Genomic DNA, 7,392 nt, shown 5'->3' with positions numbered 1-7,392 from the left:
CCCCAGCAGATACGACAACGGCACCGGTGTAACCGGTGATGCAGGCGGCCGTTCTGGGTTTCCTACCGTGCCGAGCAGCGCATTCGCTCCTGTGCGTGCTTATCCGGTCCGGTATATCGTCATCATCTCGGCCTGCTGGCAACCAAGGTATTCGAACTCACGTTCGAAGTCAAGCGAATTGTCGAAAATTGTTGAGTCTGCCGGCGACGGCCAGGTCAGCGCGATTTCTGTGCCTGTTTGACCAGATTTGCACCGACGATCAAGCGCTGGATCTCGCTGGTGCCCTCGTAGAGCCGCAACAGCCGGACATCCCGGTAGATCCGCTCCACCGGAACCTCGCGCATGTAGCCGCTGCCGCCGTGGATCTGGACCGCGAGGTCGGCGACCTTGCCGACCATCTCGGTGCAGAACAGCTTCGCGGCCGACGGCGCGATTCGGCGGTCCGTGTTGTCCACCCAGGCGCGGGCTGCCTCGCGCACCATGGCGCGGCCCGCCATCACACCCGTCTGCTGATCGGCGAGCATCGCCTGCACGAGCTGGAACTCGCCGATGGGTGTGCCACCCTGGGTCGCCGTCGCAGCCCAGGCGACCGACTCGTCGAGCGCCCGCTGGGCGGTCCCCACCGACAACGCGGCGATATGTACGCGGCCACGCGCCAACGAGGTCATCGCTGCCCGGTAACCGACATCTTCGTTCCCTCCGACCAGGGCGGTAGCCGGCACCCTGACATCGTCGAAATGGACATCGGAGGTCCAAGAGCCTTCCTGGCCCATCTTGCGGTCTTTGGCGCCCACGCTCACGCCCGGCGTGTCGGCGGGAACCAAGAACACCGCGATGCCGGTTCCGTTCTCGTCCTTGGAGCGGGTTCGCGCAAAGACCACGAACAGGTCGGCGATCGGGGCATTGGTGATGAAGCGTTTCTCGCCGCTGATGACCCAATCCGATCCGTCGCGAACCGCTCTGGTGCGTAGTCCGGCGGGATCGGAGCCGGCGCCTGGCTCGGTCAGTGCGAACGATGCGACGACCTCTCCAGAGGCGATCCTCTCCAGCCACATGGATTTCTGTTCGTCGGTACCGAACCCGACCAGGACCTGGCCGGCGATCCCGTTGTTGGTTCCGAACATCGATCGCAGCGCCAGCGAGGTGTATCCGAACTCCATCGCGAGTTCGACATCCCGGGTCAGATCGAGTCCTAGCCCTCCCCATTGCTGGGGAATCGCATAGCCAAACAGTCCCATTTCCTTGGCGGTGGCGCGGATGTCCTCGGGGATCGCATCGAGGTCGAGAATCTCCTGTTCCCGCGGGACGACCTTCGCTCGGATGAATTCGCGTGTCGCCGCGAGTATGTCGGCGAAGTCGTCATCGCTGACCTCGCGCTGGGCGGTGGTGTTCACGACACTGGTCATCCTCCCACTCTGACGGGTTCTGCGGTGCCGGTCCACATCGAACTCCCTCTCGCACCCTTAGCTGCTTTGTATGGATCGACGGGGCCGCCGGTGGCCGGTCGGCGGTAGATTCCGACCCATGGCTTCCTCTACACCTCAGAATCTGCTCGATGGACGAACCGCGGTGATCACCGGCGCCGCTCAGGGCATCGGCTTCGAGATCGCCCGGTGTTTCGTGGACGCGGGGGCGCGCGTCGTCCTCGGGGATCTGAACTTCGACGCCGCGACGGCCGCGGCGGGCAAACTCGGTGGCGCCGAGGTCGCGCGTGCGGTGCGATGCGACGTCACCGACGCGGGAGAGATGGACACCCTGGTCGCCGACGCCGTCGACAGCTTCGGTTCGTTGGACGTGATGGTCAACAACGCCGGAATCACTCGCGACGCGACGATGCGGACGATGAGCGAGGAGGATTTCGATCTTGTCATCTCGGTTCACCTGAAGGGCACGTGGAACGGCACCCGCAAGGCGGCCGCGATCATGCGCGAGGCCAAACGTGGTGCGATCGTGAACATCTCGTCGCTGTCCGGCAAGGTCGGCATGGTCGGTCAGACCAACTACTCGGCCGCCAAGGCAGGGATCGTCGGCATGTCGAAGGCCGCGGCAAAGGAGATGGCACATCACGGTGTCCGGGTCAATGCCATTCAACCCGGGCTGATTCGCTCGGCGATGACCGAGGCGATGCCGCAGAAGGCCTGGGATCAGAAGATGGCGGAGATCCCGATGCAACGCGCCGGTGAGGTCGACGAGGTGGCCTCCGTGGCACTCTTCCTCGCCTCGGATATGTCGTCCTACATGACCGGAACCGTGCTGGAGGTGACCGGCGGACGGTTCATGTGACAACCATCAGATCCGATTATCGATCACCGAAAGGCGCACCATGAGAGACGTTGTCATCTGTGAACCCGTACGCACACCGATCGGTAGGTACGGCGGGATGTTCAAGAATCTCACCGCCGTCGACCTCGGGGTGACGGCGCTGCGGGGGATGCTCGATCGGTCGGGACTTGCTCCGGAGGCCGTCGAGGATGTGATTCTCGGACACTGCAACGGCAACAGTGAGGCACCGGCGATCGGGAGGGTGGTGGCGCTCGACGCCGGGTTGCCGGTCACGGTGGGCGGTATGCACATCGACCGACGATGCGGGTCGGGTCTGCAGGCCGTCATCCAGGCGGGTTTCCAGGTCGCGGGCGGTGACCACGATGTCGTCGTGGCAGGTGGCACCGAGTCGATGAGCAATGCGTCGTTCTACTCCGTCGATATGCGATGGGGTGGCGCCCGGTCGGGTATCGCCATGCACGACAGCCTGGTTCGCGCCAGGTCCACCGCCGGCGGCAAGAACTATCCGGTGCCAGGCGGCATGATCGAGACGGCCGAGAACCTGCGGGAAGAATACGAGATCAGCCGCACCGAACAGGATGAGTTGGCCGTCGAATCCCATCTCCGTGCGGTCCGCGCCCAGAAGGACGGCATCTTCGCGGAGGAGATCATCCCTGTGACCGTCGCAGGGAAAGGCGGCGAGCGAGTGATCGACACCGACGAGCACCCGCGACCGGATGTTTCTGCCGCCGTGCTGGCAAAGCTGAAACCCATCATGGGCAAGCAGGATCCCGACGCCACGGTGACTGCGGGCAACGCCAGCGGTCAGAACGATGCGGCCGCGATGTGTATCGTGACCACTCCCGAGGTCGCCGAGCGGCACGGGCTACGCCCGCTGGCGCGGCTGGTGTCGTGGGCGGTGGCCGGCGTCGCTCCGCGCACAATGGGTATCGGTCCTGTTCCCGCTACCGCGAAGGCGCTGGACAAGGCCGGCCTGTCGCTCGCCGACATCGACCTCATCGAACTGAACGAGGCCTTCGCCGCGCAAGCGTTGGCGGTCACCAGGGAGTGGGGATTCGGCCGCTTCGGTGCCGGCGGCGACTTCGACCGCACCAATGTGCACGGCTCTGGTATCTCACTGGGACATCCGGTGGGGGCCACCGGTGTTCGCATGCTGGCGACGCTGGCTCGGGAGATGGATCGCCGGCAGGTGCGCTACGGCCTGGAGACGATGTGCATCGGTGGCGGGCAGGGACTAGCGGCAGTCTTCGAGCGGGTGGCATAGCGCGCCTTCGCAATCAGCGCCCATTCGCTTCGAGGACCGTGCGGATCAGGTCCACGAAGGCCTGGCCGACCGGGGAGACAGTGGTGGGGTCGTAAGCAATCGCGAACGGACGGACGAATCGGGGCTGCACCGTCCGTACGACGGCGCGGTCGGCGGCGGCCTCGGCCATCGACTTCTCCAGCATCGTCCCACCGATGCCGGCGAGCACCATCGGGAGTCGTTCCTCCCGATGCTCGGAGAGGACGGCCAGCGGTGGTCGGGCCCCGGCGACGCGGATCGCCTCCTCGATCTCGTCGGCGACCGACTGGCCCCGCGGCACGAACACCATCGGCACCGGCGGCAACTCCTCGAGGGGGATCGGGCCGTCGGGTACCGGGGTCCCGGGTGGATAGATGAGCAGGTACTCCTGTTCACCCACCACGACGACCTCGAGGTCGTCGCCGGCGATCGGCAGATGGGCGACAGCGAACTCACAGTGACCGTCCTCGATCGTCGACGCTGCTTGGGTCTCGTCTCGGAGTTCGCCGAAACGTACCGTGACACCTGGGTATTCGGATCGGAAGCGGACCAGGAGGTCGACGAGTGGACCCGACGCCACCGACGGTACCGCGAGGATGTCGAGTCGCCCGGTCAACTCGTCGGAGGGGGCCGCCAGCAGATCTCCGACGGCATCGACGTCACGCACGATCTGGCGTGCCGGGCCCACCATGGACCGTCCGGCGGAGCTGAGTACCATGCCGCGTCCGATCCGGTGAAAGAGCTGTACCCCCAACTCCCGTTCCAGCGCTCGCAGCGCCTGCGAGACGGTGGGCTGGGCGACCCCGAGCGCGCCTGCCGCGCCCCCGATGCCCTGGTGCTCGACGACGGCGAGGAAGTACTCGATCTGACGTAGCTCCACAGAATCACCAATCACCGACGTCGGTCAGTTCGGCGGACGGCTGTGCGGGTTGGGTGCCGAAGAGTCCGCGTGCGACCGAGATGAAAGCCATCGCTGCCGGTGACGGCCGGCCCGAGCGCAACACCAGCCCGAATCCGCGGGTGAGCGGTGGTTCGATCCGAAACCGGAGTGCGCCGGGCATCTGTTGTCGCGCAACGATATCGGGGGCAACGGTGGCGCCGGTGCCGCGAGTGACCAGGTCCCAGGTCGCGGTGGGGTGGGCGCAGTCGACGACCACATTGCGGCCGTTCTCGGCGATCACGTCGGCGAGCACCTCGGCAGTGCCCGGATCGGCCATGTCGAGCACCAGCGGGATGTCGCGAACATCGGTTCGGGACAGCGGATCCGGCAGGTCGAAGGCACGCTCCGGCGGGACCGCGAGGACGAGTTCCTGTGTGCCGAGCGGGATGGCCGTGAACGAGGCGTGGTCGGCCGAGGCGTCCATCAGACCGATCTCCGCATCCCCTCGGCGGAGCGTCGCGAGAACTCCGCTCGGGCCATCGGCGGCCACGATGCGCGCGGCGAGGTGGCCGAAGCGTTCGCGGAAGACGCGAACGATCTCCACCATCGGATCGATGCTGAACGCGCTGTGGGTGACCACGTCGACGCGACCCGAACGAAGTTCACGGACGGCGGCGACCCGTGCCTTGGCGCGGTCCACGTCGTCGAGGATGCGGCGTGCCGCGACCTCGACTTTGCGACCCGCCTCGGTCAGTTCGAGTCGTCGTCCGGAGCGGTCGAACAGGGTGACTCCGAGTCGGCGCTCCAAGGTCCGGATCGCCTGTGACAACGACGGTTGCGAGATGTAGAGCGTCTGCGCCGCCTTCGTGATCCCGCCATGGTCGACCACCGCGACGAAGTAGGTGACGAGGTGCAGGTCCACGGACTCATCGTACGGAGGTCTCGGTGACCGGTGTGCGCTCGGTCACCGGCAAGCGTTCACTTCCCGATCCATCGGGGAGCGCGCTTCTCGGCAAAGGCGAGCGCGCCCTCCTGGGCGTCCTGTGAGGCGAAGACCGGATCGATGTGGCGGCTCTGCTCGGTGATCAGATCCGTGTCGGTGTAGCGGATCGCCATCGACAGGATCTGTTTGGTGGCGCGGACGGCCATCGGCCCGTTCGCGGCGACCGTCGCCGCGAGCTGTCGTGCTCCAGCGAGGGCATCGTCCGGCTCGGTCAGCCGGTTCACCAGCCCGAACTCGTGTGCGCGTGCCGCGCTGAGAGGTTCGCCGGTCAATGCGATCTCCATAGCGAGCTGGTACGGCAGGATCTTGGGCAGCCGCAACAAGCCGCCGGCAGCGGCGACCAGACCGCGCTTGACCTCGGGCAGGCCGAATTTGGCGTCGCGGGCGGCCACGATCAGGTCGGCGGACAGCGCAAGTTCGCACCCTCCGGCCAGTGCCCAGCCCTCGACGGCGGCGATGAGTGGTTTGCTCGGTGGGGCCTCCACGAGTCCGCCGAAGCCGCGGCCCGGTACAAATGGACGCTCACCGCGGGTGAAGCCCTTGAGGTCCATGCCGGCGCAGAAGGTGCCTCCCGCGCCGGTCAGGATGCCGACCGTCAGGTCGTCGCGGGCGTCGAGTTCGTCGACGGCTGCGGCAATCCCCTCGGCCACGTCGAGGTTGACGGCGTTCTTGGCCTCGGGACGGTTGATGGTGATGACGGCGACGCCGTCGGCGAACTCGGTGGTCACCGAACTCATCGGACACTCCTGTCAGCGGTGGGGCCGGCGGCAGATTGAGTCCGATTCCAGCGGACGGGCGAGCCTTCGGTCGGAGTGAGGACGCCGCGTTGTTCCAGGACGACGAGGTGCGCATGGGTCTCGCGCATGGCCATCCGCGCCAGGTCCGTGCCGAGCTGTTCGAACGGCCGCGACCATGTGACCGACCGGGTGATCTCCCACGCGGTGCTCTCCGGATTGTCGACGACCGCCGTGGTGATTTCCCGGAGTCGCTGTTCGTGGTGGTCGAGGAGGTCGGTGACACGGTCGGCGAGTCCGCGGAACCGGTACTCGTGGGAGGGGAGCGCCTCGAGGTCGGGGAGTTTTTCGGTGTGTGCCAGCGAAACGAGGTACTGGTCGAGCGGATTGTGGGCCTGGAACGCATTGGTCGAGACGTTCGGGCTGATCCGTGGCAGCAGGTGGTCGCCGGTGAAGATGACGCCGGCGTCGTCGTCGGCAAAGCACAGATGTCCGGCGGTATGACCGGGTGTCCACAATGCGCGGACGTTCCAGTCGGGCAGGTCGAGTGGATCGTCATGGTCGAGCTCGACGTCGATCGTGCGGCCCTTGGGCAGGCGGGCGATGTGTCGGAAGCCGTTGTCGACGACATCGGGTGCGCCCAGCGCCTCGAGCTCGTGTCGGGCCGTCGCGATCTGGCGCTCGAGTTCGGCCTCGGTGACGTGGTGCAGGTGGCGGGCATCATTGTGATGCATCGCCAGGACGGGATCGACGTGTTCGAGCAGCCGTGGCACCAGACCGAAATGGTCGGGATGCAGATGGGTGATCGAGACGTGTCGGACCTCGGTGATGTCGTGCCCGGTCGCATGGATTCCGTCGACCAACGCCTGCCAGGCGTCGTCGGATGGCCAACCGGTGTCGATCAGGGCGATGCCGTCGGGCAGCACCAGAGCGTAGATCAGGACGTACCGCAGGGGGTTGGGAGCCATCGGTACGGGGATGGACCAGAGCCCCGGGCGGACCTCCTCGACCGGCGGCAGGACCTTCTCTGCCCACGCCTCGCGTTGACGATGTCCGGTGACCTCGATCGTGGTCATCTGCACCTCCAGATCGTCGCCCGCAGCTTCAGACAGTTGCGCGCATCAACTTCCATCCGACCACGTGCCCCGGATCGCGTTCAAAGTGGGTCCGGCTCACGCTCGATGAGGAACTGCCTATGCGCAATCACCTG

8 protein-coding genes are annotated in these 7,392 nt (G+C 66.3%); 3 read left to right on the top strand and 5 right to left on the bottom strand.

What is annotated here, in order from left to right:
* Positions 1-241, top strand: a 241-nt coding sequence (locus VX037_RS03640) for a hypothetical protein (RefSeq protein ID WP_328713235.1), incomplete at its 5' end; no start/stop codon positions are given.
* On the opposite strand, the gene VX037_RS03635 is transcribed toward VX037_RS03640, so the two are convergent.
* Positions 216-1,406: an acyl-CoA dehydrogenase family protein gene (locus VX037_RS03635; RefSeq protein WP_328713233.1), complete on the bottom strand. Its 1,191-nt coding sequence runs from the start codon at positions 1,404-1,406 to the stop codon at positions 216-218. The genes VX037_RS03640 and VX037_RS03635 overlap by 26 nt on opposite strands.
* 118 nt (positions 1,407-1,524) lie before the next feature.
* Here VX037_RS03635 and fabG point away from each other — a divergent pair, with 118 nt between their 5' ends.
* A complete protein-coding gene (fabG, locus tag VX037_RS03630) occupies positions 1,525-2,283 on the top strand; it encodes a 3-oxoacyl-ACP reductase FabG (RefSeq protein WP_328713231.1) in 759 nt (252 codons plus the stop codon).
* 40 nt (positions 2,284-2,323) lie between these two features.
* Complete coding sequence (locus tag VX037_RS03625; protein WP_328713230.1) at positions 2,324-3,547, top strand: acetyl-CoA C-acetyltransferase; 1,224 nt, start codon at positions 2,324-2,326, stop codon at positions 3,545-3,547.
* Between the two features lie 13 nt (positions 3,548-3,560).
* Here VX037_RS03625 and VX037_RS03620 read toward each other — a convergent pair whose 3' ends face one another.
* From VX037_RS03620 to VX037_RS03605, 4 genes are read right to left on the bottom strand one after another with little or no spacing between them, the layout of a single operon-like run.
* Positions 3,561-4,445: a LysR family transcriptional regulator gene (locus VX037_RS03620; protein ID WP_266062708.1), complete on the bottom strand. Its 885-nt coding sequence runs from the start codon at positions 4,443-4,445 to the stop codon at positions 3,561-3,563.
* 4 nt (positions 4,446-4,449) lie between these two features.
* A complete protein-coding gene (locus VX037_RS03615; RefSeq protein WP_328713228.1) occupies positions 4,450-5,367 on the bottom strand; it encodes a LysR family transcriptional regulator in 918 nt (305 codons plus the stop codon).
* 56 nt (positions 5,368-5,423) lie between these two features.
* Positions 5,424-6,185 carry a crotonase/enoyl-CoA hydratase family protein gene (locus VX037_RS03610; RefSeq protein WP_328713226.1) on the bottom strand — a complete coding sequence of 254 codons (762 nt, stop codon included), beginning with the start codon at positions 6,183-6,185 and terminating at the stop codon, positions 5,424-5,426.
* Entirely contained in the window at positions 6,182-7,258 is a 1,077-nt protein-coding gene (locus tag VX037_RS03605; RefSeq protein ID WP_287016278.1) for an MBL fold metallo-hydrolase, read from the bottom strand. Before VX037_RS03605 ends, VX037_RS03610 begins: the two co-directional genes overlap by 4 nt.
* Positions 7,259-7,392 lie beyond the last annotated feature (134 nt).

Origin of the sequence: Gordonia sp. Z-3, assembly GCF_036233855.1 — a bacterium.
GTDB classification, from domain to species: domain Bacteria; phylum Actinomycetota; class Actinomycetes; order Mycobacteriales; family Mycobacteriaceae; genus Gordonia; species Gordonia tangerina.
Note: the sequence above shows the minus strand (reverse complement) of the source record. Positions and strands in the feature narration are given on the sequence as shown.